This window comes from Loktanella sp. IMCC34160, from assembly GCF_004145845.1.
Lineage (GTDB): Bacteria > Pseudomonadota > Alphaproteobacteria > Rhodobacterales > Rhodobacteraceae > SELP01.
This window is the reverse complement of the sequence record NZ_SELP01000003.1, coordinates 436,621-461,407: the sequence shown is the minus strand read 5'-3', so window position 1 is coordinate 461,407 and position 24,787 is coordinate 436,621. Positions and strand designations below refer to the sequence as shown.

Sequence of the window (24,787 nt, the reverse complement as noted above, 5' to 3'; positions counted from 1 at the left end):
CGCCGGACGACACTAGAAATCGAGGTGTTCGACGTTGAGCGCGTTCTGCTGGATGAACTCGCGGCGCGGTTCGACAACATCGCCCATCAGCTTGGTGAACAGATCATCCGCCTCGGCCACATCGTCGATCTTGACCTGCAACAGGGTCCGCGCGTCGGGGTCCAGCGTGGTTTCCCACAACTGTTCCGGGTTCATCTCGCCCAGGCCCTTGTAGCGTTGCAGCGACAGGCCCCGTTCCCCTTCCTCGAGGATCGCCTGAAGCAGGTCGAGCGGGCCATAGATCAGCTGGCTGCGGTCCTTGCGGACAAGGGTCGCGGGCAGGTCATAGACCTCTTGCAGGGATTTGGTGAAGCTTCCGGTGCGACGGGCCTCTCCCGATCGCAGCATCGGACCGTCCAGCGTGCGCACCTCTTCCACGCCGCGCAGGATACGGGCCAGCCGGATACCGTGATCCTGAGTGATCCGGCCGCTCCAGCCCCGTTCATATTCCAGCGCGATCAGGTCAAGCCGCCGGGCCACCTTGTCGGCCACGCCCTGAAGGTCGGCATCGACTGCGCCCGGCACGAAGGCCCCGGCAATCGCCGCCTGCTCAAGGATGTGTCGGGGATAGTGGGTCGGGAAGGCATCCAGCATCCGTTTCAGGCTGCGTGCCTCGTCCACGACGCGACGCAGGTCCGCGCCCGCCATTTCGGACCCGGAACCAAGGCGCAACACCGCACCATCGATGCCCTGATCAATCAGGTAATCCTCAAGCGCGATCTGGTCCTTCAGGTAGACCTCGGACTTGCCGCGGCTGACCTTATACAGCGGCGGTTGCGCGATATAGAGGTAGCCCCCTTCGATCAGCTCCGGCATCTGCCGGAAGAAGAACGTCAGCAGAAGGGTGCGAATGTGCGCCCCGTCCACGTCAGCGTCGGTCATGATGACGATCTTGTGGTAGCGCAGCTTTTCGATGTTGAATTCGTCGCGTCCAATCCCGGTGCCCAGCGCCATGACAAGATTGCCGATTTCCTGGCTGGACAGCATCTTGTCGAACCGGGCGCGTTCCACGTTCAGGATCTTGCCGCGCAGGGGCAGGACCGCCTGCGTCCGCCGATCCCGCCCGGTCTGGGCGGACCCACCGGCGCTGTCGCCCTCGACAAGGAAGACTTCGGTCTTGGAGGGGTCTTTTTCCGAACAATCCTTCAGCTTGCCGGCAAGGAAATTCACGTCCATCGCCGTCTTGCGGCGGGTCAGTTCGCGGGCCTTCCGGGCGGCTTCGCGGGCCAGTGCGGCCTCGATGATCTTGCCGACGATCTGCTTGGCCTCGTTCGGGTTCTCCTCGAACCACTCCGACAGCTTCTCGCCCACCAGGTTTTCCACCGCCGGGCGCACCTCGGACGACACAAGCTTGTCCTTGGTCTGGCTGGAGAACTTCGGGTCAGGCACCTTGACCGACAGTACGCAGGTCAGGCCTTCGCGCGCGTCATCGCCGGTAAAGTTGATCTTTTCCTTCTTCGCAATGCCCGTGTCCTGCGCGTATTTCGAAATCGTGCGGGTCAGGGCCGCGCGGAAGCCCGCCATGTGGGTGCCCCCATCGCGCTGCGGGATGTTGTTCGTGAACGGCAGAACCGTTTCGTGGTAGGTATCGTTCCACCACATCGCGACCTCGACCCCGATGTCGTCGCGTTCACCGTTCATGTGGATCGGCTCTGACATGATCGAGGTCTTGGACCGGTCCAGATACTTGACGAATTCCTTGACGCCACCCTCGTAGAACAGTTCCGACTTCAACGCCTCTGCCGGGCGTTCGTCTTCAAGGATGATCCGCACGCCGGAATTCAGGAAGGCCAGTTCACGCAGGCGCTTTTCCAACGTCTCGAACGAGTATTCGAGGTTCGAAAACGTGCCGGTCGAAGCAAGGAACCGCACCTCGGTCCCGGTTTCGCCATTCGCATCACCGACAACGCGCAGATGTTCCGTCGTGTCGCCATGTTCAAACTTGGCGTAATGTTCCTTGCCGTTGCGCCAGACACGCAGTTCCAGCCAGACAGACAGCGCGTTCACCACCGACACGCCCACACCGTGAAGACCGCCCGAAACCTTGTAGGAGTTGCTGTCGAATTTCCCGCCAGCGTGCAACTGGGTCATGATGACCTCTGCCGCCGAGACGCCCTCTTCCTTGTGCATGTCGACAGGGATCCCGCGCCCGTTGTCGCGCACGGAAACGCTGGAATCCGCGTGGATTTTCACATGGACATAGTCGGCATGACCGGCAAGCGCCTCGTCAATTCCGTTGTCCACGACTTCATAGACCATGTGGTGCAGACCCGACCCATCGTCGGTGTCGCCGATATACATGCCCGGACGCTTGCGGACAGCTTCCAACCCCTTGAGAACCTTAATGGAATCGGCGCCGTATTCAGGCTGTTGCTGCTCGTTGTCGGACATGTTGCCTCACCTTGGTATTTGTCGCCAAAATATAGGGAATTGTGTGGGGGATGTCACGGCGAAACCCCCATATTTTGTGTCAGATCAGCGGGATGATCAGACCCACGCCGATCAGCAAAACCCCCGCCGTCATATTCATCCGATACAGCGCGGTCGGCGATTTCAAAAGCCGCCGTCCACGATCCACGAACAGGGCCAGCGACAGGTTTCCGACCAGCGGCACAACGCAGGACACCGCGCAGATCGCGGCGATGTCCCAGCCCGTCAGGCGGGTCAGATCGAAGAAGCCGGGTAGCATCCCCATATAGAACAGGATCGCTTTTGGATTGCCCGCGATCACCGCAAGGCCCGCAGCGAAACCGGCCCATCGTCCCGGACGGGTCAGGCGCCCGTTCTTGCCCAATGGTTCCCCGGCCGAGCGGATCACCAGCCAGCCCATGACGATGAAGGTGACACAGGCGACCCATTTCATCAGCGACAGGAAGTCGCCGTAGATTGACAGGATCCAGCTGACCCCAAGGATGGCGCAGAACGGCCAGATGACATCGCCGACAACAACACCCAGCGCCAGCGGCCAGGCCGCACCAAATCCGCCCGACAGGGCGCGCGCGACAAGGGCCACCCAGACCGGACCGGGCGTTATGAACAGCAGGAATATTCCGAACGCATAAAGCGCCAGATCGGCAGGGGCGATTGTCATTCCGACGCCTTAGAACTTTGTCCCAAGCATGTCGATATGGGCAGTTTCATCCCATGGGACATCCGACAGCGGCAGGACCATCATATCGTCATCTGCCCCTTGCCCGTCCCTGCGTGTCACCGCGCCCGTTCGGGCCCCGTACAGCGTGACATAAGTGTAGGGGTTCGCGACCCGCCGAAACCCGTGCCCTGCGTAGATCAAGCGATTTCCGAACAGGACAAAGAACTGCGCCCCGCTGCCTCTCGCCTCGTCGATCGCGGCGGTCAGGAGGCGTGTCGCAATCCCCTCGCCCCGGCGATCGGGGTCGGTTGCGACCTCTGCCAGCCCCACGATATCGACAAGCGCATCGCCCAACCGAATTGCGCGATAGATCAGGGCCATGTGCCCGATGATCTGCGGATCACGCAGGACAAGCCGCAGGTGATGGCGCTGCTGGTGAAAACTGCGCCCCCCAAAATCGGAGTCACCAAAGGCCCTTGCCAACAGTGCGGCAATCTCCGCATCGTCCGCCGCCGACAGCCGCAGTTCCTCGATCCGGTCGATCGGCGCGCCGGTCATGACAGTTGCTCCACCACGCTACGCCCCGCTTCGTCCCGAACCTCGACTTGCTGCGCCCGGGTTCCAAGCTCTTCGAACAGTTCCGCCCCGGTGCCGGTCATGAAGGCCTGCGCACCAAGCGCGCAAATCTCGTCATAGAGCGACGCGCGCCGGGCCGCATCCAGATGCGCCGCGACCTCGTCCAGAAGCAGGATCGGCGGGGCGCCAAAATCGCGGGCCAGCGCCCGCGCATTGGCAAGGATCAATGATATCAGCAGGGCCTTTTGTTCCCCGGTCGAACAGTCCCGCGCCGGAACCCCCTTGGCCCGAAACGCGGCGTCAAGGTCGGACCGGTGTGGTCCGATCAACGTGCGCCCGGCGGCCAGATCGCGTGGGCGACTGTCGGCCAGCGCCTGCCTCAGGTCATCCGCTGTCTCGGGCATTACCCCGTCATCGGACTGCGCAATACCCAAATCCGCAATCGGAAAGCTGGTTTCCGCGTCCTCTTGCCCCTCCATCAATTGCGCAATCGCCTGCACGCGCCCTGCATGGATCGCCGCACCGGCCTCGGCCATCTGGGTCTCAAGCGCCGTGTACCAATGCGGATCGCGCACCATGTCCTTGAGCAGGCGGTTCCGTTCGCGCATCGCCTTTTCATAGGTCAGAACCGCATCGGCATGGCCGGGGTCAAAGCTCATGGTGGCGCGGTCAAGGAACCGCCGACGGCCCTCCGCGCCCTCGATCCAGAGACGGTCCATCGACGGCACGAGCCACAGCAGCCGCCCAATCCGCCCCAGGGCCACCTGCGGTGCGGCCTTACCGTCGATCCGGACCTGCCGCGACGTGCCCGGTTCGGCCCAGGTTTCGACCTCGTGCAGCTGGTGCAGGGACCGCAGGTGCCCGGTGACCTTCCAGCCCAGCGCCTCTTGCTTGCGGATCAGATCCTCGGACTGGGCGCGGCGCACACCGCGGCCGGGCGACAGCATGGAGACCGCTTCGATCAGGTTTGTCTTGCCCGCCCCATTCGGCCCGTAAATCGCCACCGGCCGCCCGTCCAGATCAAGCGCCGCCCGCTTGTGCGACCGGAAATGCGATAGGGTAAGTCGGACAAGGAAAAGGCCGCTCATGATGGGCGGCCCTTGCCAGATTTCATCGATGTGACCAAACCGACCACAGGTCAGACGCGCATCGGCATCACGACATAGACCGCGCTGGTGTCGTTGCCTTCGCGCATCAGGGTCGGATCGCCCGAAGAGTTGAACAGGAACACCGCATTCTCGCGGTCCACCTGGCTGGCGATTTCCAGCAGATATTTTGCGTTGAACCCGATCTCCAGCCGCTCGTCGCCATAGGCGACAGCCAATTCTTCTTCTGCCGCGCCGCTGTCGGGGGCATTGACCGACAGGATCAGGCGATCTTCGTCAAGGCTGAGCTTCACCGCGCGGGACCGTTCGGACGACACGGTCGCCACGCGGTCAACGGCCTTGGCGAACTCTGCGGCGTCGACCTCCAACCGGCGGGTGTTGCCGGTGGGGATGACGCGCGAATAGTCGGGGAAGGTCCCGTCGATCACCTTGGAGATCAGGGTGATGTCGGGCGTGGCAAAGCGCACCTTGGTTTCCGACACGGACACGGCGATCTGGGCTTCGTCGTCATCCAGCAGCTTGCGCAGCTCGCCCACTGTCTTGCGCGGTACGATCACGCCGGGCATCCCGTCCGCCCCTTCGGGCAGGTCCGCGTCGATCCGGGCCAACCGGTGACCATCGGTCGCAACACAGCGCAGCACCTTGCCCCCGTCGGCCTCTGACACATGCATGTAGACGCCGTTCAGGTAATAGCGGGTTTCCTCGGTCGAGATCGCGAATTTCGACTTGTCGAACAGGCGGCGCAGCATCGGCGCCGGGGCCGAGAAGTTGGTCTGGTAGTCCGAGGACGCCATGACCGGAAAATCTTCCTTGGGCAGGGTAGCAAGCGAGAAGTTGGACCGCCCCGCCTCGATCGTCAGGCGGCCGCTGGCGCCGTCTTCGGCGAGGGTGACAAGGGCGCCATCGGGCAGCTTGCGCACGATCTCGTTCAGGGTCACCGCCGCAACAGTGGTTGCACCGGCCCGTTCCACCTTGGCCGGGGCACGATCAACGACCTCGATATCAAGGTCGGTGGCGCGGAACTGGACACTGTCACCTTCCGCTTCGATCAGGACGTTGGCGAGGATCGGAATCGTGTTCCGGCGTTCCACGACCGATTGGGCCTGTGCGACGGCCTTGAGAAGCACCGCGCGTTCGATACTGAATTTCATTTCCCTCGCTCCGCTGTCGTCGGGGTCACCTGACCGGGACGGAAAACCTATCTGTTTTCCGCCCGGGCTCAAGTGCTTTTGTCTGACTGTCTTTTACTGTCGCGGCAGCGTCAAGCTTCGAGCGCGCGGCGCAGCAGTTCCAGATCGTCCGCGATCTGGCTGTCTTTCATCGAAAGCTCTTCGATCCGTTTGACCCCATGCATGACCGTGGTGTGGTCACGCCCACCGAACCGGCGGCCGATTTCGGGAAGCGACCGGCTGGTCAGTTGCTTGGCCAGGTACATGGCAATCTGGCGCGGGCGCGCGTAGGTCCGCAGCCGCTTTGGCCCGATCATGTCGGACAGACGGATGTTGAAGTGTTCCGACACCTTGCGCTGGATTTCTTCGACGGTGACCTTCCGGTCCGATGCCTTGAGGATGTCGGCAAGGCAGTCCTGCGTTAGTTCCAGCGTGATCTCGCGCCCGACCAGAGAGGCAAAGGCGAACAGGCGGGTCAACGCCCCTTCCAGAACGCGGACGTTGGTCGAAATCCGGTGGGCGAGGAATTCCAGAACCCCATCCGCCATTTCCAGCCCCGGATACTGCGACCGGTACAGCTCTGCCTTGGTCTGCAGAACGCCAAGCCGAAGCTCATAGTCGGTCGGGTGCAGATCGACGACCAGACCACATTGAAGACGCGACCGAATCCGGTCTTCCAAGTCCTTGATCTCGCCCGGCGCACGGTCGGCGGAGATGATGATCTGCTTTTGCCCGTCCACCAGCGCGTTGAAGGTGTGAAAGAATTCTTCCTGCGTCGAATCCTTGCCGGCAATGAACTGCACGTCATCGACCATCAGCACATCGACCGACCGGAATATCTGTTTGAAGTCCATCATCTTGCGTTCGCGCAGCGCGGTGATGAAGCGGTACATGAACTGCTCGGCGGACAGGTAGAGAACGTTCAGGTGCGGCTGGCGCGACTGAAGCTCGTGGGCGATGGCATGCATCAGGTGCGTCTTACCAAGGCCGACGCCACCATAAAGGAACAGCGGGTTGAAGGTGACCGGACCGCCTTCTGCCACACGGCGCGCCGCCGCATGGGCCAGTTCGTTCGGCTTGCCGACCACGAACGTATCAAAGGTGAACCGGGAATCCAGCGGGGAACCGGGCAACCTGTCGGACTCGACCGGCTCTGTCGAGTTGGCGGCGGTGCGGGCGGGCAGCACCCGCGGCGTGGCCCCGTCGACCGAAAACCGCAGCCGTTTGACCTGCGACCCTGCCTGATTCATCTGGTAGACAATCTGATCGCCAAAATGCTGCGAGACATAGTTGCCGATAAAGCTGGTGGGCACGGCGAAGGTGACGATTCCATCGTCGAAGTCGGAAAAGACCAGCGGTTCAATCCAGTTGGAAAAATTGCTGGTCCCAATGGCCCCGCGCAGCGTTTCGCGAACCCGTCCCCACTTCTCGTTCGTCATAATATTCCTGTCCCGTATCGCACTGTCACCGGCCTGTAACGGCAGCCCTTCCCGACGCGCACATCGAACCGACACAAAACAACACTGACGCCACCGAAAATATCGATGGCCAGCACTGCGGACCTGTATCAAATGTCCTTTCGGACTCCGTATCGGCAAACCGACACGGTCATCGGTCAAGGGGATCGGCGCAGCCCGCACACCGCAGGCGCGAAAGGTCGTAGAATGCCGTGACGTACACGACAGGATCATGTCCGCTTTGAAACCTTCCCCCCTGGTCCCCACCAGTGGCTTCATGCGTTGATCCGACCCGCGTTCCCCCAGGAACAATGTGAATCGCACCGGCAAGCTAGCAACTCGGCAAAGCTCCGTTCAACACAACAACGCGCTTGACTCGGAGGATTGCGAAAAAGAATCTCTGGCCCCTTTGTGACCATTGAAGAAATGGTCGACCACTGTTGCAGGAAGAACAAAAAACGCGCCCCGAAGGGCGCGTTTGATCTGGTCATCTTGACGTGTCAGCTTCTGACAAGTCTCAGGCTGGAATCAGCCAAGCGCCTTAACGCGGGCCGCGAGGCGCGACATCTTGCGGGAGGCGGTGTTCTTGTGGACGACACCCTTGGTGACGCCGCGCATCAGTTCCGGCTGGGCAGCGCGCAGGGCAGCGGCGGCGGCGGACTGATCGCCCGAAGCGATCGCTTCTTCGACTTTGCGCAGGTAGGTGCGGATACGCGAACGGCGGGCTTTGTTAACTGCAAAGCGGCGTTCGTTCTGGCGGGCGCGCTTTTTCGCCTGAGGAGAGTTAGCCATGTTTCTTTCCCTTCGTCGGGTCAATTGATGTTCAATAGCGCAAGTGGCCCGACCGGGTTCACTACCGGCTGATTCCGGCCAAGGCGGGCCTCACACGCATGTATGGCGGCGCTCTTACGCAGAAAATGTCGGAAAGGGAAGCCCTTTCCCTTGTTTTCCCGCCTAGCCTTGAATCTGAAGAAGGAAAAGGAACACGCCAATGCAACATCTCTCCAATTCAATGCGTGGCGTTGGCCTGTCCGAACCGGTTGGTGCTCCGGCTCCGTCCACTGATGCAGCGGCGCCCGCGGCGCTTCTGCGCCGATGTCCGGCCCATGCGGAAACGCTGCTTGTGGCCGCGCCTTCAGTTGCCACGGTGCTTGGCGCCGATGCCGCATGGGTCAAGGACGAACGCGGCCGCATGGGGTTGGGCAGTTTCAAGGCCTTGGGTGCGGCCTATGTTATCGCCTGCGACGCGGTTGAAACCGGGGCGACAGACCTGACAACCGCCCTGACCGGTCGCACCTATATCACCGCAAGTGCCGGAAATCATGGGATGTCTGTTGCCGCCGGGGCGCGGGTCTTCGGGGCAAAGGCCATCGTACATATCGCCGAAACGGTCCCCGAAAGCTTTGCGGAACGGCTTCGCGACAAGGGCGCCGAGGTCGTGCGCGCCGGGGTCGATTACGAAGAAAGCATGGCGTTGGCCAAGGCATCCGCCGAGGCAAACGGCCATATCCTTTTATCCGACAGTTCATGGCCGGGTTACATGGATCGCCCTCATCGGCTCATGGAGGGATATCTTCAGATGGCGGCAGAGGCGTTCGACCAGATCCCCACGCCGCCGACCCACATCTTCCTTCAGGCCGGCGTTGGCGGCCTTGCCGGGGCGGTTGCCGCGCTGGCCCGCGCCCGTTTCGGAAAGACCCCTCGGATCGTGGTTGTCGAGCCGGGGGCAGCCCCGGCGCTGTACGAATCGATCAAGGCCGGGACGTTCGTCTCCACCTCGGGCCCTGTGTCCGCGATGGGTCGGCTTGATTGCAAGGAGGCGTCGCTGATCGCATTGACCGGGCTAGCCCGTGATGCGGATGATTTCGTGACCATCACCGAGGAGGAAGCGGCGGCCGCCATGCCGCTCATGGCCGACGCTGGCCTTGCCGGTTCTGAATCCGGGATCGCCGGGGTCGCCGGGGCCATCGTTGCAGCGCGGGCGGTTGGCTTAGACGCCGGATCAAACGTGCTGTTCTTTCTGTCCGAAGGGGTCGCCTGATTATGCGTGGCTTTGGTCCGGAAGAATACAGATCGCGGGTGCTCCGCGCGCAGACGCTGATGGTCGAAAATGGGCTGGCCGCTCTTCTGCTGACCACGGAGCCCGAGGTTCGATATTTCACAGGATTCCTGACACGGTTCTGGGAAAGCCCGACGCGACCCTGGTTTGTTGTGGTCCCTGCCGCGGGCGACCCCATCGCCGTGATTCCCAGTATCGGGGGGCCGGTGATGGCCCGGACCTGGATCACGGACATTCGGACCTGGCGATCGCCGGATCTGACGGACGATGGGATCAGCCTGTTGTCCGAGACGCTGGTGGCCGTCGCAGGCGACGCCCCTGTCGGGACGCCGATGGGACACGAAACGCACCTGCGGATGCCACTCGCCGACTACACCCGGCTGTCAAAGGCCGTTCGCCTTCTGTCGGACGAGGGGATCATGCGGTCGCTTCGGATGGTCAAATCGGATGCAGAGATCGCCAAGATCAGAACCGCCTGCGACATCGCCGGGCGGGCCTTTGCGCGGGTTCACGAATTCGCCCGCCCCGGCGCCCCCCTGTCCGAGGTCTTCCGGCGGTTCCAGATGACCTGTCTGGAGGAAGGTGCGGATTGGGTGCCCTATCTGGCCGGGGGGGCCGGGCCGATGGGCTATGACGATGTGATTTCCCCGGCCCGCGATACGCCACTGGCTGCGGGGGACGTCCTGATGCTCGACACCGGGTTGGTGCACGACGGGTATTCTTGCGACTACGACCGCAATTTCGGCATCGGGGCGACCGACCAACGGGTCCGCGACACCCACGCGCGGCTGATCGAGGCAACACAGGCCGCGTATGAGGCGGCCCGGCCCGGCGCGACCGCCGCCGACCTGTTTCATGCGATGGACAAGATCCTGACCGGTGGCGCGGGCGGGTCCGATGCGGGGCGTTACGGCCACGGGTTGGGGATGCAATTGACCGAATGGCCGTCATTGATCCCCAATGACCATACCGTCCTGCAACCGGGCATGGTCCTGACGCTGGAACCGGGAATGACGATCCCGGGTGGCCAGTATCTGGTTCACGAAGAAAACATCGTGGTGCGCGATGGCGCCGCCGAACGGCTTTCCCGGTTTTCCGGTCCAGCGCTGACGGAGATCTGAGATGCATTTCGACTATGAACTGACCGACAAGCTGGGAACACGAGCCACCATTGGCCTTGTCACGCTGCAATCCGACGAAACCATTGAACACGACATGCGCAGGATGCTGCCACTGGACGGCGTCGCCTTCTACGTCAGCCGGGTGGAAAGCGCGCCGGAAGTGACCGAGGAAACGCTGGCGCGCATGGAAAGCCACCTGACCGGATCGGCCCGCCTGTTCCCCCTGCCCGCCGAATTTGACGCGGTGGGCTACGGCTGCACCTCGGGCACCTCGGTGATCGGGGCCGCACGGGTGGCGGAAATGATCGTCGCGGGGTGCCGGACCGCCGCCGTGACCGAGCCGTTGTCGGCGCTGATCGCCGCCTGCGAACATCTGGGGGTCAAACGGCTTGCCTTTCTGTCCCCCTACGTCGAGGAAGTCAGCGCGACGCTGCGCGCGGCGGTCAACAGGGCCGGGATAGAGACCCCGGTTTTCGGCAGCTTCAACGAAGAAAACGAGGACGCGGTTGCACGCATCGCGCCGCAGTCCATTATTGCCGCCGCAGAGGCATTGGCGGCCAAGGGCGGCTTTGACGCGCTGTTCATGTCCTGCACAAACCTACGAACGCTGGACGTGATCGAGGAGATCGAAGACCGGATCGGCGTGCCGGTTCTGTCCAGCAATCAGGTGCTGGGATGGCACCTGTGCCGGTTGTCGGGGATTTCGATGGCGGGCCGGTTTGGCAGGCTGACGGCCTAGCGGTCGCGGAACTGCGCCTCGCGCTTTTCGAGGAAGGCAGCCATGCCTTCCTTCTGATCCTCGGTCGCGAACAGCGCATAGAACTGCGCCCGTTCGTAGGCCAGCCCCTCGCTCAGCGGCATTTCGTAGGACCGGTTGACCGCATCTTTCGCCGCGGCCAGCGCGACCAGCGACTTTTCGGTGATCTTTTCGGCGGCGGCCAGCGCCTCTTCCTTCAGCTTCTTGACCGGCACGACGCGGCTGACAAGGCCGCTGCGTTCGGCCTCGGCTGCCTCCATGAAGCGCCCGGTCAGATGCATGTCCATCGCCTTGGCCTTGCCCACGTAGCGCGGCAGGCGCTGGGTGCCGCCGATCCCGGCGATGACACCTAGGTTGATCTCGGGCTGGCCGAATTTGGCGTTCTCCGCAGCAATGATGAAATCGCACATCATCGCCAATTCGCATCCCCCGCCCAGCGCATAGCCGGACACGGCGGCGATGATCGGCTTGCGTGTATTGTTGAACCGGTCCGCTTCTGCCGCAAAAAACTTGTTCACATACATCTCGACAAAGGTCTTGTCGGACATCTCGGAAATATCAGCCCCGGCGGCAAAGGCCTTTTCCGAACCGGTGATCACGATACAGCGGACCTTGTCGCTGCGGTCGGCCTCTTCCAGCGCATCACAAAGTTCGGTCAGCAGCTGGGAATTGAGCGCATTCAACGCGTCAGGACGGTTCAGGGTGATGGTCGAAATATAGTCCTGAACTTCGACGATGATGGTCTCATATGCCATTCGCGGGCCTCTGTTGACGTTCTACAGACCCCGATGCCTAGCAAATCCGGCGGGCCGATCAAGCTATCTTTGACATTGCGGGCAGGCGAAAGTTGAGCGTCCGGATTGCACGAATCGGCGGATGGTCCCGGTGCAGTCCGGGGTCATGCAGGGCTGGCCTTCGCGGTCGTAGACTTTGAAAACATGTTGGAAATAGCCCAACTCGCCATCGGCCTGTCGATAATCGCGCAGCGACGATCCCCCTGCCTCGATCGCCTCGGACAGAACCTCGCGGATAAGCGGGACGAGCGTGGCGACGCGGGTCGCCGATATCTGTCCGGCCTTCCGTTTCGGGTTGATTCCCGCGCGAAACAGCACCTCGCAGACATAGATATTGCCAAGGCCCGATACGATTCTCTGGTCCAGAAGAGCGGTCTTGATCGGCGTGTTTCGCCCCTTCAGCCGCCCGATCAGGTATGCCTCGTTGAAGGAATTCCCCAAAGGTTCCGGCCCAAGATCCCGCAAAAGCCAATGACCCTCGGACTGCGTCGTCGGCATCAGATCCATCGCGCCAAAGCGGCGGGCATCGTTGAACGTCACCCGCACGCCGCCGTCCATGTCAAAGACGACGTGGTCGTGCTTCTGCGGCTCTGGATGGTCGATCACGCCCACATCGTGGTGAAAGGCGCCCAGCACTTGCCCGGAAATCAACATCCGGCCGGACATGCCCAAGTGGATCAAAAGGGTCTCGCCACTGTCGAGATCGGCAAGAATATATTTGGACCGGCGGCGCAACGACAGGACCCTACGACCTGTCAAGCGCTCTGACATCCGGTCGGGGAAAGGCCAGCGCAGATCAGGGCGATTCACCATGGCGGAAGTGATCTCCCGACCCTCCATCGCGGGGACCAGTCCGCGACGGACCGTCTCAACCTCGGGCAATTCGGGCATGCTGCACTTCCTTAGGGGCGGGGACCGGTGTATGCCCCTTTTCGGTGCCTATACTTGGGGCATGCGTGAAGGACCGCAAGTGCGATGACCCAGACCGACAAGACAACGACCCATTTCGGTTTTCAGACCGTGCCAGAGGGTGAAAAGGCGGGCCGCGTGCAGGGCGTCTTTACCTCGGTCGCGTCGAAATACGATGTGATGAACGATGTCATGTCGATGGGCATTCACCGGGTCTGGAAAGACGCGATGATGGATTGGCTGGCTCCGCGGCCGGGGCAACGGCTTCTCGACGTTGCGGGCGGCACCGGGGATATCTCGTTCAAGTTTCTCGGGCGGGCCGGGCACGGTCATGCCACCGTCCTCGACCTGACGGAATCGATGCTGGTCGAGGGGCGTAAACGGGCCGAAGCCGCGCAGATGGCCGACAGCCTTGATTGGGTGGTGGGCGATGCAATGGCCCTGCCCTTTCCCGACAACACCTTCGATGTCTACACGATCAGTTTCGGGATCCGGAACGTCACCCGCCCGCAAGAGGCCCTGAACGAAGCGTTTCGCGTCCTCCGCCCTGGCGGTCGCCTGATGGTTCTGGAGTTCAGCCAGATCCCGAACGACCTGATGCAAAAGGCCTACGACCTCTATTCCTTCAATGTCATCCCACGCATGGGGCAGGCCATCGCCAATGACCGCGACAGCTACCAATACCTTGTGGAATCGATCCGCAAGTTCCCCGATCAGGACACCTTTCTGAACATGGTCCGGTCCGCCGGGTTCGAAAACGCAAAGTATCGCAACCTGTCGATGGGGATTGCCTGCCTGCATTCGGGCTGGAAAATCTGACATGCGCGGACCTCACAATATCTGGCGGCTGATCCGAACCGGCGCGACACTTGAGCGGGCCGGGGCGATGAAGATCGTCCTTGATGCGTTCGAGGCGGGCCCCTTGCTGCGCTTCACCGCCCGGACACTTGCCCTGCCCTTCCGCTGGCTCGGGTATCGGGGCGATCCGTCACTGCCGCCCGCGACCCGCGCGTTGACCGCGCTTGGCCCTGCCTACATCAAATTCGGCCAAATCCTGTCGACCCGGCCCGATGTGGTCGGCGACGACATGGCCGCCGAACTGCGTCTCTTGCAGGACAAGCTTCCCTCTTTCCCGACCGCCATTGCCAAGGCCGAGGTCGCAAAGGAGTTGGGCATCGAAATCGACACGGTCTTTTCCGAATTCTCGGAACCGGTCGCCGCTGCCTCGATCGCGCAGGTGCATAAGGCAGTCCTGCGGGACACCGGGGCCGAGGTCGCGGTGAAGGTGCTGCGCCCCGGCATCGAAAAAGCATTCTACAAGGACATCGATGCCTTCTATTTCGCGGCAGGGATGGTCGAGCGGCTTTCCCCCTCGTCGCGCCGCCTGCGCCCGATGGATGTGATCGAACATTTCGACGGTGTCGTTCGCGGAGAGCTGGACCTGCGGCTGGAAAGCTCTGGCGCATCCGAATTCGCCGCGAACACGGAAAAGGACGAAGGCTTTGCCGTGCCCCGCGTGAACTGGGATTTGTCGTCGCGCCGGGTGATGACGCTGGACTGGGTCGAAGGGGCCAATTCCGGGGACAATGCCGCGCTGGACGCCGCCGGCCACGACCGGACCAAGCTGGGCGCGCGGGTGCTGGAGCTGTTCCTGTCCCACGCTCTGCGCGACGGGTTCTTTCATGCCGACATGCATCAGGGAAATCTGAAGGTCGCCGCGAATGGTGACATCGTTGCCTATGATTTCGGGATCATGGGACGGATCGACGAATACACCCGCCGCGTCTATGCCGAGATCCTGTTCGGGTTCATCAAACGTGATTACCACCGTGTGGCCGAAGTGCATTTCGAAGCAGGCTATGTTCCCGCCGATCAGGACGTGGACGAATTTGCCCGGGCCCTGCGTGCCGTGGGTGAACCCATTTTCGGCATGGATGCCAGCCGGATCTCCATGGCCCGCCTGCTGGCCTATCTGTTCGAAGTGACCGAACGCTTCGGGATGCAGACCCGGACAGAGCTGATCCTGCTGCAACGCACCATGGTCGTCGTTGAAGGTGTCGCCCGGTCCATGGACCCGCATATCAACATCTGGCAGGTCGCCCGGCCGATCGTGGAACGCTATATCGCCGAAAGCATCGGGCCGCGCGCAGTGCTGCGAGACCTTGGAAGGACGCTTGTCGTTCTGTCCCGGTTCGGGCCGAAGCTACCGCACCTGGCCGAGGCGGCCCTGGTCCGGCAATTGAACCCTGACCCCACCCAACCTGCGAGAGCGGATTGGTGCGGGCGCATCGGATGGGCCGCCACCGGCGCGGCGCTGGCCCTGTCCATTACGGCCGTTGCCATTCTGGTCGGCGGCTAGAAGAACGCCGGGTCACGCAGGGCCGAGACCGACAGGGCCGATACGGCAACCCCGCCAGCCAGCATCAATATCGTTTCGCCGGCTTCGGCGCGGACTTCCTGCACCGTAGAGTAGACCTCTGCCTGTTCCTGCATGAGGACGTCGCCCCCGGCTATGCTGCGCACCTCGAAGGTATAGAGCCCTTGCGGGAACGGCGTGCCATCCGACGAAACGCCAGCCCATTGGACCGGTTCGGCAGAAACCGGGATGGACAGCGTTTGCACTTCCTGCCCGGCAGAGTTCCGGACGACCAATTCGACCTTGTCTGCAATCGAGGCCGGGTTGGGCGCGACTGTCACCGGCGCCCCGTCGAAATGGGCGGGTGCGACCGCACGGGCTTCTTTCCCAACCCATGCAGCCATCTCGGCCATTCCAGAGCTTCCCAACTGCAGGGCCATCGCCTGCAACAGATCATTGGTCAGCACCTGCTGTTCGACGCTGGAGAAGGTCGCCAGTTGCACCGCGTAATCCGCAGAATCCATCGGGTTCAGCGGGTCCTGATTCTCCATCTGCGCCGTCAGCATCTTCAAGAAGGTTTCAAAGTCGGACGAGATGACCGAGGCCGATCCGGCCTGAGCGGGCGTCTTCGCCGCCTGTGGGGCCGTCGTTTGTGCGATTTCCATGGCCAGTCTCCTATAATCTCAGGTCAAGGCCGCCAGCCCCGGCGATCGGTCGGGATTGGCGCTGCGGCTGCGGTGCGGCCTCGGCCATGGGTTCTTCGCGGATCGAGGTCGGCGCGTCGGATTGATCGGCCTCTCGTTTGTGTTCCCCACCGCTTTCAAACTGGAATTGAAGGTCGGAATAGCCAAGGTCGCGGAATTCCTGCGCCAGCATTTCGACATGTCGACGCATCAGGTCCGCCGTTTCCGGCCGTTCGGCAATGATCAGGACGGACATCCCGTGTTCGCTCCCGGTCAGTCGCAGTTTCACTTTGCCCAATTCCACCGGGTCCAGCGCGATCTCGGTGCTGCCATCGGATTGTGCGGCGACGGCGATCTGGCTGGCCACTTGGCGGGCGACCTCCGCGCCAGCTGCCGCCGGTGGCGATGCAAACACCACCGGGGTTGTGCGGCCGACCGACTGCCCCATCACCTCTGAAAGGCTCGGAAAGGCCTGCAACTCCTCGAACTCGCCGCCGATCAGGGCCTCTTCTGACAACCTGTTGAAGGGCAGGGCAACCGTCGGGTTCACCGCTTTTTCATCGGCGCGCGCCTGTTGGGGCAAAATGACCGAGGGACCGTCCTGGCGCGGATGGTTCGGCTGGCTCTCCGGCAGTGATTCATCAGGCTCGGTGCCAGCCCCAGCCGCATTTTCCGACGCATCAACCGAGGGGTCTGCTTGCATCAGGTTGGGACGCCCCGCGCCATTCTGGGGTGTGGGCTGGGGCAACATGAATCCGTGCCGTTCGGCGGGTTGGGTAGGATCACCGGCCAACTGCACCGTGGCCTGACCGTCCAAGTCGTTTGGCCAGGGGGTATCCGATAGGAGCGCCGGTCCGACCCCGGAATTCCGGCCGTCCGCCTGCGCGTAGGCACCGGCTGACTGACCCAGAACCTGATCGCCGCGTCCCGGTTGGATCAAAGCTGTAACCGGGGCTTTGGAGGTCTCTCTGAATGATTGACCTTCACCCTCTGCTAGCTGCTCGGTCACATCCGTCCGATCCGGCACGGACGCATTATACGGCGCGGCCCCCCTGAACGATGTTCTGTGCGGCCAATCAGATTGCCCCTCAGTCACGACCGAAGGTTCCATGCCGGGACCGGGCGTTTGATGGAGCCACACCCCCGCAGCATCCTTAGGTCGTTCACTGCCCGAATCCGTGTCATCAGATTGTTCCCCGTAGGGCATTGCGCCGTCCGCAGAACCAGAGGTTGGCTTACAATCGACCCTGACCGACACTGTCGGGACGGGCTCTCCACAAGATCGAACTTGCCCCTCCAGTGCCAAAGTCTCGTCGGACGATACATCTGTCCAACACTGCTTTTGGCATTCACGCGGCAGCACCCGATCCGGACGATCTGTCCCAACAAGTGAACCATGCCAGGACTGGGGATCAGACCACCTCGCCCGCGACGCGGCCTCCGGTCCGGCGGTAACTTCTTCCTCTGGACCGGACCCGCCCGATGCAACTTCGTTAGATGCAGCTTGCCCGCCGGCATTGCCCCACCGACCCCTATGATCGGCTTTCTCTGCCTCAAAACTTTGCGCAAAGGGGCTATGCGAGGTCTGCACAGCCGAACGGTTTGCAGCGTCGTGCTGTTTCCAACTCTCCGACCGAGGCGAAAGGGCGGTCACATCATGGGTGTTCATCGGGTTCTCCGATCCTGATCATCGACCTCTATCTAGCTGTCGAAGGGTTACCGGTTCTTTACCGTTCGCTGCCATCGTCATCGAAACTCTCTCGAATTGGAGCGAATGATGACGATTGACTCGATCACCACGGTTGCCAGTCCGGTTCTGGATGGGCGGGATGCAAAACTCCGGCAGGCGGCGCGCGATCTTGAGGCAAGTTTCCTTGCCGAGATGTTGAAATCCGCCGGGGTTGGCGCGGCGCCGGGCGACTTTGGCGGCGGGGCCGGAGAAGAACATTTCAGTTCGTTCCTGCGAGAGGCACAAGCACGGGAGATGGCGCAGGCCGGTGGCGTCGGACTTGCCGAGTCCCTGTTCGAAGCGCTCAAGGCCCGGGCCAATGACTGATCCGGTTGTACATCGTTTGCTGCGCATCCTCGAAGTGGAGCGTGCCGCACTTCTATCCGGTGACTTTGACCGGCTTCGGGGCTTTGACGCCGAAAAGACGGAGTTGATCGATTCGCTCGAAACCGCCCGGCCGGATGCCGAAACGCTTGCCCTTTTGTCCAACCTCGTCCAGCGCAACCTTGCGCTTGCCGATGCTGCCCGCCGCGGCATCCGCGACGTCGCCGAGCGGCTCAAGGCCGTTGGCCGTGTCCAGAAATCCTTTGAAACCTACAGTCGCGACGGGTCGCGCGTGTCGGTTCCCAGCGGTCAGCATGACCTGGAGAAACGGGCCTGACTCGGCCCCGAATCAACGCAATTCAATCAAACTGAAACGATTTTGGCAGCCGCGGTTAGCACTCTGTTAGGCCTCTGACCGCCAGGGTTTCCGGGCACTTCGCACGAAGTGGCGCCAGTCGGAAAACCCGTCTGAAAGCACCCGTCAGAACGACGTCATACCGCCGAATTGGCGGCTCACGAAATCTTGGCGCAAAACGCGCCACATCAAAAAGGACTCTGACACATGTCGAGCATTCTGACGAACAACAGCGCAATGGTGGCGCTGCAAACCCTGAAATCCATCAACGGCAACCTGGCCAAAACCCAGGACATGATCTCCACCGGCAAGGAAATCGCCACGGCGAAGGACAACTCTGCGATCTGGGCCATTTCGAAAGTCATGGAATCCGACGTGAAGGGGTTCTCGGCCGTTTCGGAATCTCTTTCGCTTGGTGAATCGACCGTCGCAATCGCGAATGCCGGCGCCGAACAGATCACGAACCTTCTCAACGAAATGAAAGAGAAGGTCGTCGCCGCGACCGGCGAGAACGTCGATCACGCGAAGATCACCGCGGATGTAGATGAGCTGAAAAATCAGATCACCTCGATCATCTCGGCGTCGCAGTTCAACGGTGCCAACCTGCTCAATACCGCAGGTGGCGACGTGACGGTTCTGTCGTCCCTCGACCGGGATGCGGCGGGTGCCGTCACTGCCCAGAACATCACGGTCGCATCGGTGGATTTCGAAGCCGGACTCGACCTGACCACGATTGACGTTTCTTCCTCGACCGCCGCCGATACTTCGCTCGCGGCGATGGAGACCCTGATCCAGACCGCTATTGACGGCGCTGCCACGCTTGGCGCGTCCGCCAAACGGATCTCGGATCAGAACGAATTCGTGGGCAAGGTCACCGACGCCATGAAATCCGGTATCGGCGCACTTGTCGATGCCGACATGGAAGAAGCGTCGGCCCGGCTGCAGGCTCTGCAGGTGCAGCAGCAGCTTGGGGTGCAGTCTCTGTCGATCGCCAACCAGGCGCCGCAGTCGATCCTGTCGCTGTTCCGTTAAGTCCAGCCGGGGGCGCGGTGAACATCGCGCCCCCAACCCCTTCGCCGCGGTAAAACCGCGTTTCGTTCTCCTCCGTCCCGAAAGGACATCTCGTGAACGTCATTGAACAAGCCCGCCAGGCCTATTCCCCGGCTCAGACACATCTGCGAACCGATCGATCCACCGAAGCCCAGCTGTTTGCGCAGATAAACGCACGGCTTCGATCCGCCGCGTCCGACCTGCCCCGCACCCACAGCGCGCTCGTTGGGGCTCTGCATGACAACCGCCAGTTCTGGACCCTTCTTGCCGTAGATGTTGCCGACAAGGGCAACACACTGCCGCCAGAACTGCGCGCCCAGATCTTCTATCTCGCCGAATTCACCTTCGCCCACACCTCGCGCGTTCTGCAGGGCCAGGCGACGCCGGATGCGCTTATCGAGATCAACCGCGCGATGATCGCCGGCCTCAATGGAGAGGGGACTGCGTCATGAGCGGCCTTGTCCTGAAACTCAACCCCAAGGAACGGGTGCTTGTGAATGGCGCGGTGATCGAAAACGGCGACCGCCGGTCGCGCCTGTCGATCCTGACCCCGAATGCCAACATCCTGCGACTGCGAGACGCAATCCGCCCGGACGAGGTGAACACGCCGGTGCGCCGTGTCTGCTATATCGCGCAGCTGGTTCTGTCCGGCGATGCCGATCCTGTCGAGGCACACCACCAGCTGATGCGCGGAATCGAGCAATTGTCACAGGCGCTGCGGGATGGAGACAGCCGTTCAATCCTCGACGCGGCCTCTGCCGCCGTCATCGACAAGGATTTTTACAGGGCTCTCAAATCTCTTCGCTCGCTTTTGCCAAGAGAAGAGCGCCTGCTGTCCAGCGGTCCGAGGCTGCAATGACCTTTCAACCGATCCTCCCCATCTCTGGCTATGCGGGTTGGCGGTTTTTGCAGCGGACATTGCCCACCCAGCAGGAAAGCTTTGTCAAGTCGCCCGCGATCCAGCGGGCGACGGACTATTTCAAAGAGAACATCGGCAAGATCACCAACGCCGACGCGCTCGTCGCCGACCGGCGCCTGATGGAGGTCGCGCTGGGTGCCTTCGGCCTTGGAGAAGACATCAACGCAAAGGCCTTTGTCGCCCGGGTTCTGAGCGATGGAACGCAGAGCGATGAAGCCCTTGCCAACCGACTTTCCGACAAACGCTATGCGGAATTCTCGGAAGCGTTCGGTTTCGGAAACGGCTTTCCCAAAACCGGCCTCTCTGGGTTTACCGACAGGATCATCGCGAAATACGAAGCGCGGGAATTCGAAGTTGCCGTCGGCGCCCAGGATGAGGACATGCGGCTCGCGCTTGGATTGTCGGAAGGTTTGGCGACGGTTCTGGACCGCCAGACCGGCCCCGATGCGCGCTGGTTCGCCGTCATGGGCAACCCGCCGCTGCGAAAACTGGTCGAGGGCGCGCTTGGTCTGCCAACGGCGATCGCCCAGATCGACATCGAGCAACAACTGGACCAGTTCAAATCCCGGGCCGAGGCGATTTTTGGAACCTCTGATCTGAGCGAGCTTGCGGCGCCTGAGAACCAGGACAAGATGATCCGGCTCTATATGGCCAAGGCACAGCTTGCGTCGGGCGGGTCCACCACCGGTGGAACGATCGCGCTGTCCCTTCTGCAGTCCATGCCGCGACCCTACGGCGCCCAGCCGTAAGCGGCCAAAGCGAAATATCCGGGACGGCACGCAACGGTTAGGACATTCGGGTCGAGGTCTTTTCCCCCAGAATCGCCTGCAGTGCCTTGAAGCTTGAGGTGATGTCCCGAATCTCCCGCATCGCGAGAAACCGTTCCAGCGACGGATGCACCTCTATCGCGCGGTCGACGCGCCGATCAGATCCGGCGGCATAGAGCCCTGACTGAATCATCAGTTCTGCCCGATCATAGGCCCCCAACAGCATTCGCGTTTCCGCAATCGCCGCATTCTCCGACGCCGTCGCCACCGCCGGAAGCGACCGTGACACGGACCGCAGCAGATCCACCGCCGGAAACCGGCCCCGTTCGGCAATCTGGCGATCCAGAACGATGTGACCGTCCAGAACCCCCCGCAACATATCCGCCACCGGTTCTTCCATATCCGAACCAGCCACCAGGACAGAATAGATGGCCGTGATATCCCCGTCTGTCCCGGCGCCGGGTCCGGCCCGTTCGCAAAGGGCCGCAATCGCCGGACCGGTCGAGGCGGGATACCCGCGCAAAGCAACCGGCTCTCCGGCCGCGACGGCCAGCTGCCTTTGCGCCTCTGCGAAGCGGGTAATCGAATCCACAAGGAGCAGCACCTGTTTTCCCTCTCCCCGGAAATGCTCGGCCACGGCGGTCGCGGCCAGTGCACAGCGGAACCGCACCTGCGGCGCACGATCAGAGGTCGCCGCGACAACGACACTGCGCGCCATCCCTTCCGGCCCAAGAACCTCGTCCACGAATTCGCGCACCTCGCGCCCGCGCTCCCCCACCAGTGCGATCACGGCGACGTCGGCCCCGACCCCGCGGGCGAAGTCGGCAAGCAGCGTCGATTTGCCAACACCGGACCCGGCGAAAAGACCAAGCCGCTGGCCCCGGGCAAGAGGAAGAAGCGTATTGAAGACAGCCAGCCCGGTTTCCATCCGCGCACCAAGGCGGCGCCGGTCATAGGATGGCGGCGGCGCAGCGCGGACGTGTCGCGGCTCCACCCCGGGCAACAATGGCCGCCCGTCAAGCGGTTTGCCATCCGGGTCGATCACCCGGCCAATCCAGCTTTGGTCCGGGGCGAAACGGGCACCCCGCTCAAGCCGAAACCTGTCGCCGATGGATACCCCTTCTGGTGCGCCCTCCGTCAAGAGGATGGCATGCCCGTCTTGCAAACGCACAACTTCGGCCGCGTGGTCCCCATCCTTGGCGACGACATAGCCACGGTCGCCCAACCGGACATCGGCGGGCAACCCCGCAACCTGAACCGTCCCGGCAAAGACGCCGACGACCCGGCCAACGGGCCAAGCCGTTGGAACTGCGGACATGGCGGCCCGCGCCCTTTCAAGAATGTCTGTCTTCACCTGCTGATCCTTCCACTTCGGATGCCGACAACACGTTCTTAAGGAATCACGGTTAAGCCTTCATTGAAGCTAATCGCGGGAGAAGCCCCGATGTATTCATCGCTCAACCTGTTCCGGGTCGCCGGATCCATGGCCCAGCATGCCAGCCAAAGGCAGGCCCTGACGGCCCAGAATATCGCCAATGCCGATACGCCCGGCTATCGGGCGCGGAGCATTGCGCCGTTTTCGGAAACCTTTCGGGACGATCCGACCCCAGTCGCCCTGCGCCAGACCCGCGCCGGCCATTTGGCGGGTGGGCAACTGTCCGCGCAGGCCCGTGTCGAATTCGCCGACACCGAAGCCTCGCCAAATGGCAACACCGTTTCGCTAGAGGAAGAGATGGTCAACGCCGTCAATATCCAGCGCGAGCATGGCCGCGCACTGGCGATCTACCAACATGGCATGAAGGTGCTGCGCACCACGTTGGGTCGATAGGGGGCGGGTATGACAGATTTCTCCAACGCCCTTTCCGTCGCCGCCTCGGGCATGCGGGCCCAGTCCGGCCGCATTCGCCACCTGTCCGAAAACATCGCCAACGCGGATACGCCGGGATACCACCGCAAGACCATCAACTTTGCCGAGGAAGTCGCCCGTGGCGAACGGACGGGCCGTGTAGATCTCGGACCGGTGCGGCTCGACCAAAGTCCGCTCGCGCAGGTCTATGACCCGGCCCACCCGCTCGCCGATCCGACCGGACATTACGAAGGATCGAACGTGAACCTTCTGGTGGAGATCGCCGACGCGCGGGAGGCCCAGCGCAGCTACGAAGCCAACCTCAAGATGTTCGATCAGCTGCGGCAAATGTCGTCATCGCTGATGGACCTGATCCGCAAATAAGGAGGCCGCGCTATGGATATTCGCCCAAATCTCGCCGCCAATGCCTATGCCGCGTCGCGGCAGGCGACAGCCCCGCAGCCCGGTGACGGAGAAGGCGCGGGCGCGGCCTTTGCCCGCGCCGCCGGTGATTTCGCCCAAACCCTGCAACAGGGCGAAGAGATGGCGATGCAATCAATGACCAGCGGTCTTGACCCCCATGCCCTTGTTCAGGCTCTGGCACAGACGGAACTGGCCGTCGAAACCGCCGTGACCGTGCGCGACAAGGTGGTCGAGGCCTATCAGGAAATCCTGAGGATGCCGGTATGATGACCGACACGATGTTCTACGACACGTTGCGGCAGGGGCTGTGGGTCGCGGTGCTGACCTCGATCCCGATCCTGACGGCGGCGCTGGCCTCTGGCCTTCTGGTCGGTCTGTTTCAGGCGCTGACCTCGATCCAGGAAATGACCCTGACCTTTGTCCCCAAGCTGATCGCCATCGTTGCGGTCTTCTGGCTGACAATGGGGTTCATGACGGAAACGCTGGTGTCGTTCTTTCAGAACACGCTCGTCCCGATCATCGCGGGGCGCTGAGAAATGGACAACGCATTCTACACCGCGCTGACCCGGCAATCCGGCCTGATGGCCGAAATGCAGGCCGTCGCCAACAATATCGCCAACGCGAACACGACCGGATTCCGGGCCGAAGGTGTCACCTTTGCGGAACACATCAAGGCGCTGGGACCAAACGATCCGTCGCTTTCCATGGCCACGGCCGCCGTCCGGCAGACATCAACCGTCCAAGGCGCCCTTGCCCAGACCGGCGGCACGTTCGACCTTGCCATCGAAGGCGAGGGCTTTTTCCTGATCCAGACCCCGCAGGGCGAACGTCTGACCCGCGCGGGCGCCTTCACCCCGAATGAAAACGGGGATCTTGTTACGATGGACGGCTATCCGGTTCTGGATGCCGGTGGCGCACCGGTCTTTGTTCCGCAAGGGGTCGGCACCATCGGGATCGCGCCGGACGGGACGATTTCGGCGGACGGTCAACCGGTCGGCCAGATCGGCATCGTTATGCCGAGCGACCCACTGTCGATGACCCGGGAGAACGGGGTGCGCTTCGCCGCGCCGGGCGGGTTCGAACCCGCGATCGACGGTCGCGTTCTTCAGGGGTTCCTAGAAGATTCGAATGTCAATCCGATCGAACAGATCACCCGGATGATCGAGGTGCAGCGCGCCTACGAACTGGGACAAAGCTTCATGGACAAGGAAGACGAACGCATTCGCGGCGTCATCCGGACCCTTGGACGATAGGAGG

At 62.3% G+C, this 24,787-nt stretch carries 28 protein-coding genes; 16 read left to right on the top strand and 12 right to left on the bottom strand.

Going from position 1 to position 24,787, the window contains the following annotated elements; translation table 11 throughout:
- Positions 1 to 12 precede the first annotated feature (12 nt).
- The 7 genes from gyrB to rpsT all read right to left on the bottom strand — a co-directional run bounded on the left by gyrB (position 13) and on the right by rpsT (position 8,230).
- On the bottom strand, positions 13 to 2,430 hold the full coding sequence (gene gyrB, locus EU803_RS10440) for a DNA topoisomerase (ATP-hydrolyzing) subunit B (protein WP_129682507.1): 2,418 nt from the start codon (positions 2,428 to 2,430) through the stop codon (positions 13 to 15).
- A 79-nt stretch (positions 2,431 to 2,509) separates the two neighbouring features.
- Positions 2,510 to 3,130, bottom strand: coding sequence for a LysE family translocator (locus EU803_RS10435; RefSeq protein WP_129682505.1), 621 nt, complete (start codon positions 3,128 to 3,130; stop codon positions 2,510 to 2,512).
- 9 nt (positions 3,131 to 3,139) lie between these two features.
- Positions 3,140 to 3,688, bottom strand: a complete 549-nt coding sequence (locus tag EU803_RS10430; protein WP_129682503.1) for a GNAT family N-acetyltransferase — start codon at positions 3,686 to 3,688, stop codon at positions 3,140 to 3,142.
- Positions 3,685 to 4,794: a DNA replication/repair protein RecF gene (recF, locus tag EU803_RS10425; RefSeq protein ID WP_129682501.1), complete on the bottom strand. Its 1,110-nt coding sequence runs from the start codon at positions 4,792 to 4,794 to the stop codon at positions 3,685 to 3,687. Before recF ends, EU803_RS10430 begins: the two co-directional genes overlap by 4 nt.
- Before the next feature lie 50 nt (positions 4,795 to 4,844).
- Positions 4,845 to 5,963 carry a DNA polymerase III subunit beta gene (dnaN, locus tag EU803_RS10420; protein WP_129682499.1) on the bottom strand — a complete coding sequence of 373 codons (1,119 nt, stop codon included), beginning with the start codon at positions 5,961 to 5,963 and terminating at the stop codon, positions 4,845 to 4,847.
- A 110-nt stretch (positions 5,964 to 6,073) separates the two neighbouring features.
- A complete protein-coding gene (dnaA, locus tag EU803_RS10415) occupies positions 6,074 to 7,420 on the bottom strand; it encodes a chromosomal replication initiator protein DnaA (protein ID WP_129682497.1) in 1,347 nt (448 codons plus the stop codon).
- 546 nt (positions 7,421 to 7,966) lie between these two features.
- Positions 7,967 to 8,230, bottom strand: a complete 264-nt coding sequence (gene rpsT / locus EU803_RS10410) for a 30S ribosomal protein S20 (protein WP_129682495.1) — start codon at positions 8,228 to 8,230, stop codon at positions 7,967 to 7,969.
- A gap of 199 nt (positions 8,231 to 8,429) precedes the next feature.
- On the opposite strand from rpsT, the gene EU803_RS10405 reads away from it, so the two are divergent.
- Genes EU803_RS10405 through EU803_RS10395 form a run of 3 tightly spaced genes read left to right on the top strand, consistent with a single transcriptional unit; the run spans position 8,430 to position 11,357 of the window.
- Positions 8,430 to 9,479: a pyridoxal-phosphate dependent enzyme gene (locus EU803_RS10405; protein ID WP_129682493.1), complete on the top strand. Its 1,050-nt coding sequence runs from the start codon at positions 8,430 to 8,432 to the stop codon at positions 9,477 to 9,479.
- 2 nt (positions 9,480 to 9,481) lie between these two features.
- A complete protein-coding gene (locus tag EU803_RS10400; protein WP_207209186.1) occupies positions 9,482 to 10,618 on the top strand; it encodes a Xaa-Pro peptidase family protein in 1,137 nt (378 codons plus the stop codon).
- A gap of 1 nt (position 10,619) precedes the next feature.
- Positions 10,620 to 11,357 (top strand): aspartate/glutamate racemase family protein, encoded by a 738-nt coding sequence (locus EU803_RS10395; protein ID WP_129682489.1) that lies wholly within the window; start codon positions 10,620 to 10,622, stop codon positions 11,355 to 11,357.
- On the opposite strand, the gene EU803_RS10390 is transcribed toward EU803_RS10395, so the two are convergent.
- Together EU803_RS10390 and mutM are read right to left on the bottom strand one after the other, a co-directional pair.
- Positions 11,354 to 12,130: an enoyl-CoA hydratase gene (locus EU803_RS10390; protein WP_129682487.1), complete on the bottom strand. Its 777-nt coding sequence runs from the start codon at positions 12,128 to 12,130 to the stop codon at positions 11,354 to 11,356. The genes EU803_RS10395 and EU803_RS10390 overlap by 4 nt on opposite strands.
- A gap of 63 nt (positions 12,131 to 12,193) precedes the next feature.
- Positions 12,194 to 13,060: a bifunctional DNA-formamidopyrimidine glycosylase/DNA-(apurinic or apyrimidinic site) lyase gene (mutM, locus tag EU803_RS10385; RefSeq protein WP_129682485.1), complete on the bottom strand. Its 867-nt coding sequence runs from the start codon at positions 13,058 to 13,060 to the stop codon at positions 12,194 to 12,196.
- Between the two features lie 84 nt (positions 13,061 to 13,144).
- Between mutM and ubiE the strand changes: the two genes are divergently transcribed.
- Positions 13,145 to 13,897 (top strand): bifunctional demethylmenaquinone methyltransferase/2-methoxy-6-polyprenyl-1,4-benzoquinol methylase UbiE, encoded by a 753-nt coding sequence (ubiE, locus tag EU803_RS10380; RefSeq protein WP_129682483.1) that lies wholly within the window; start codon positions 13,145 to 13,147, stop codon positions 13,895 to 13,897.
- A 1-nt stretch (position 13,898) separates the two neighbouring features.
- A complete protein-coding gene (gene ubiB, locus EU803_RS10375; RefSeq protein WP_129682482.1) occupies positions 13,899 to 15,437 on the top strand; it encodes a 2-polyprenylphenol 6-hydroxylase in 1,539 nt (512 codons plus the stop codon).
- On the opposite strand, the gene EU803_RS10370 is transcribed toward ubiB, so the two are convergent.
- Both EU803_RS10370 and EU803_RS18595 read right to left on the bottom strand, forming a co-directional pair.
- Positions 15,434 to 16,099: a flagellar hook capping FlgD N-terminal domain-containing protein gene (locus tag EU803_RS10370; RefSeq protein ID WP_129682480.1), complete on the bottom strand. Its 666-nt coding sequence runs from the start codon at positions 16,097 to 16,099 to the stop codon at positions 15,434 to 15,436. The two genes, ubiB and EU803_RS10370, sit on opposite strands and share 4 nt — an antisense overlap.
- Before the next feature lie 10 nt (positions 16,100 to 16,109).
- On the bottom strand, positions 16,110 to 17,057 hold the full coding sequence (locus EU803_RS18595; RefSeq protein WP_165352814.1) for a flagellar hook-length control protein FliK: 948 nt from the start codon (positions 17,055 to 17,057) through the stop codon (positions 16,110 to 16,112).
- A gap of 837 nt (positions 17,058 to 17,894) precedes the next feature.
- Here EU803_RS18595 and EU803_RS10360 point away from each other — a divergent pair.
- The 6 genes from EU803_RS10360 to EU803_RS10335 all read left to right on the top strand — a co-directional run bounded on the left by EU803_RS10360 (position 17,895) and on the right by EU803_RS10335 (position 21,243).
- The gene (locus tag EU803_RS10360) at positions 17,895 to 18,173 is read left to right on the top strand and encodes a rod-binding protein (protein ID WP_129682476.1); all 279 of its coding nucleotides are present in this window, start codon (positions 17,895 to 17,897) and stop codon (positions 18,171 to 18,173) included.
- On the top strand, positions 18,166 to 18,507 hold the full coding sequence (locus EU803_RS10355) for a flagellar biosynthesis protein FlgN (protein ID WP_129682474.1): 342 nt from the start codon (positions 18,166 to 18,168) through the stop codon (positions 18,505 to 18,507). Before EU803_RS10360 ends, EU803_RS10355 begins: the two co-directional genes overlap by 8 nt.
- A 225-nt stretch (positions 18,508 to 18,732) precedes the next feature.
- Entirely contained in the window at positions 18,733 to 19,557 is an 825-nt protein-coding gene (locus tag EU803_RS10350; protein ID WP_129682472.1) for a flagellin, read from the top strand.
- Between the two features lie 92 nt (positions 19,558 to 19,649).
- Positions 19,650 to 20,027, top strand: coding sequence for a flagellar biosynthesis regulator FlaF (flaF, locus tag EU803_RS10345; RefSeq protein ID WP_129682470.1), 378 nt, complete (start codon positions 19,650 to 19,652; stop codon positions 20,025 to 20,027).
- On the top strand, positions 20,024 to 20,434 hold the full coding sequence (flbT, locus tag EU803_RS10340) for a flagellar biosynthesis repressor FlbT (protein ID WP_129682468.1): 411 nt from the start codon (positions 20,024 to 20,026) through the stop codon (positions 20,432 to 20,434). The genes flaF and flbT overlap by 4 nt, the downstream gene beginning before the upstream one ends.
- Positions 20,431 to 21,243 (top strand): DUF1217 domain-containing protein, encoded by an 813-nt coding sequence (locus EU803_RS10335; RefSeq protein WP_129682466.1) that lies wholly within the window; start codon positions 20,431 to 20,433, stop codon positions 21,241 to 21,243. The genes flbT and EU803_RS10335 overlap by 4 nt, the downstream gene beginning before the upstream one ends.
- Positions 21,244 to 21,280: 37 nt before the next feature.
- On the opposite strand, the gene EU803_RS10330 is transcribed toward EU803_RS10335, so the two are convergent.
- Positions 21,281 to 22,615, bottom strand: coding sequence for a FliI/YscN family ATPase (locus EU803_RS10330; RefSeq protein WP_129682464.1), 1,335 nt, complete (start codon positions 22,613 to 22,615; stop codon positions 21,281 to 21,283).
- Between the two features lie 90 nt (positions 22,616 to 22,705).
- On the opposite strand from EU803_RS10330, the gene EU803_RS10325 reads away from it, so the two are divergent.
- From EU803_RS10325 to EU803_RS10305, 5 genes are read left to right on the top strand one after another with little or no spacing between them, the layout of a single operon-like run.
- A complete protein-coding gene (locus tag EU803_RS10325) occupies positions 22,706 to 23,089 on the top strand; it encodes a FlgB family protein (RefSeq protein WP_129682462.1) in 384 nt (127 codons plus the stop codon).
- Between the two features lie 9 nt (positions 23,090 to 23,098).
- The gene (flgC, locus tag EU803_RS10320; RefSeq protein WP_129682460.1) at positions 23,099 to 23,491 is read left to right on the top strand and encodes a flagellar basal body rod protein FlgC; all 393 of its coding nucleotides are present in this window, start codon (positions 23,099 to 23,101) and stop codon (positions 23,489 to 23,491) included.
- A gap of 12 nt (positions 23,492 to 23,503) precedes the next feature.
- Positions 23,504 to 23,797 carry a flagellar hook-basal body complex protein FliE gene (gene fliE, locus EU803_RS10315; RefSeq protein WP_129682458.1) on the top strand — a complete coding sequence of 98 codons (294 nt, stop codon included), beginning with the start codon at positions 23,504 to 23,506 and terminating at the stop codon, positions 23,795 to 23,797.
- Complete coding sequence (locus EU803_RS10310) at positions 23,794 to 24,063, top strand: flagellar biosynthetic protein FliQ (RefSeq protein WP_129682456.1); 270 nt, start codon at positions 23,794 to 23,796, stop codon at positions 24,061 to 24,063. Before fliE ends, EU803_RS10310 begins: the two co-directional genes overlap by 4 nt.
- Before the next feature lie 3 nt (positions 24,064 to 24,066).
- On the top strand, positions 24,067 to 24,783 hold the full coding sequence (locus EU803_RS10305; protein WP_129682455.1) for a flagellar hook-basal body complex protein: 717 nt from the start codon (positions 24,067 to 24,069) through the stop codon (positions 24,781 to 24,783).
- Positions 24,784 to 24,787: the final 4 nt, after the last annotated feature.